Genomic DNA, 2,089 nt, shown 5'->3' on the forward strand with positions numbered 1-2,089 from the left:
CGCACAATCGAAGTGCTGATCGACGAGGTGGATGCAGACGGCGGCGCTTCCGGGCGCAGCAAATATGACGCGCCCGAAATCGACGGCATGGTGCATCTGCGCGACGCCGGCGGTGTGAAGCCGGGCGATATCGTCATGGTCAACATCGAAGACGCCGACGAGGCTGATCTGTTCGGAGCGCCGGTTTGACCGACTTTGCCGGCCTGCTTGCTGCTGCTGATGGCCAGGCGGCCACTGCGCTGACCCCGGTGACCAAGGCTGGGCTGGATGGCTGGCTGGGCGCACAAAGCGAGCGCGTACGGGTGTCCGTGGCGGCGCAGGACTTCAAGGCAGCGGCTGACAGCGTGGTGATCCTGCCCGGCGATGGCGCGGCCGATTGGAGCGTTGCTGTTGGTGTGGCCGAAGCAGCGCAACTGGGCCCATGGGCGCTGGCCGCCGCCGCTGCCAGGCTGCCGGCCGGCCGCTATGCGCTGAGCGGCGATCTGGGCCAGGCCGGGCTGGGCTGGTGCCTGGCGCAACATCGGTTTGGCCGTTATCGCCGCCTGGAGCCCAAGGGCGCGCGCGTGTTGACCACCACTAGCCTGGGCGCGATTTCCGCCGCCGCCAGTGAAGCCGAAGCCGTGGCGCTGGTGCGCGATCTGATCGATACGCCGGCCAGCGACCTGGGCCCCGCCGAATTGGCAAAGGCCGTGATTGATGCGCTGGGCCCATTGGCAGAGGTGCGGGTGATCACCGGCGAAGCGCTGATCGATCAAAATTTTCCCGCCATCCACGCCGTGGGCCGCGCGGCATCACAGGCCCCGCGCCTGATCGAAGCCGTGTGGGGCGACGCCGCGCATCCAGTGGTGGCCATCATCGGCAAGGGCATCACCTTTGATTCGGGCGGCCTCAACATCAAGCCCGGCAGCGGCATGGCGCTGATGAAGAAGGATATGGGCGGCGCCGCGCACGCGTTGGCGCTGGCGAAACTGGTGATCCAGGCCAATCTGCGGGTGCGGCTGCACCTGATCATCCCGGCGGCAGAAAATGCCATTTCCGGGAACGCCATGCGCCCCGGCGACATCATCGCCACCCGCGCCGGCAAGACGGTGGAAATCACCAACACCGATGCCGAAGGCCGGCTGGTGCTGTGCGATGCCATCGCCCTGGCCGCCGAGAAGAACCCGGCGCTGATCCTCGATTTCGCCACGCTCACCGGCGCCGCCCGCGTAGCGCTGGGGCCGCATCTGCCGGCGCTGTTTGCCAACGACGATGCACTGGCCAGCGAATTGATTGCTGCCGGCGCAGCTGTGGGCGATCCGGCGTGGCGGCTGCCGTTGTGGGCACCCTATGACGACATGCTGAAATCCAGCCTGGCCGACATGGTCAACAGCGCCGATGGCGGTTTTGCTGGGGCCATCACCGCGGCGCTGTTTCTGGAAAAATTCGTGCCTGCCGGCGTGCCGTGGGCGCATTTCGATACATTTGCCTGGAACAATGCCGCCCGCCCCGGCCGCCCCAAGGGCGGTGAAGCGCTGGGTCTGCGCGCCAGTTGGGCCTTGCTGAGGAGCCGGTTCGGATGAGTTGGGTATTGCGGGGCCCGGCCCAGCGTTTCGAACCGCGCGAATGGTTTGCTGGCCCGGATGTGGTGGAGCTGGGTCTGGCTGGCGAGATTGGCGCGGTGCGCTATGTCGAACCGCGGGCGCTGGTCTGCAGCGCGCCGCGCACCGCCATGCGCAACGGGCCGGATGCATCCGCCGAAGCGGTGAGCGAGCTGCTGCTGGGCGAAGGCTTTGAAATTGTCGAGGTGAAAGCCGGCTTTGCGCTGGGGCGCTCGCTGCATGATCGCTACATCGGCTGGGTGTCTTTCGACGCGCTGGCACTGCCCGAGGCCCAGCCGACCCGCCAGATCAGCGCACGCTTGGCCCCAGTGTTTGTCGCGGCCAGCATCAAGGCCGCCGTGCTGCGTGAATTGCCCTTTGGCGCGCGCGTGACCGGGGTGATCGAGGCGGATTTCCTGGTGCTGGCCGGCGGTGGCCGTGTGCATCGCCGCCATGTCGAGCACGCGCCGGCCAATCGTTTCGCCGCCGCCGCGCTGTTTGCCGATGCG

Annotated in this window: 2 protein-coding genes and 1 pseudogene; all 3 read left to right on the top strand. The window is 67.5% G+C overall.

The window, feature by feature from the left end; genetic code table 11:
• On the top strand, nucleotides 1-189 hold a 189-nt coding region (locus tag RMO81_RS12110), incomplete at its 5' end, for a TRAM domain-containing protein (protein ID WP_310476147.1).
• Nucleotides 186-1,562 (top strand): leucyl aminopeptidase family protein, encoded by a 1,377-nt coding sequence (locus RMO81_RS12115; RefSeq protein ID WP_310476148.1) that lies wholly within the window; start codon nucleotides 186-188, stop codon nucleotides 1,560-1,562. The genes RMO81_RS12110 and RMO81_RS12115, both read left to right, overlap by 4 nt.
• Nucleotides 1,559-2,089, top strand: a pseudogene (locus tag RMO81_RS12120) (hypothetical protein); the annotation flags it as partial. The gene RMO81_RS12115 and the pseudogene RMO81_RS12120, both read left to right, overlap by 4 nt.

This window comes from Sandarakinorhabdus sp., assembly GCF_031422795.1.
Lineage (GTDB): Bacteria > Pseudomonadota > Alphaproteobacteria > Sphingomonadales > Sphingomonadaceae > Sandarakinorhabdus.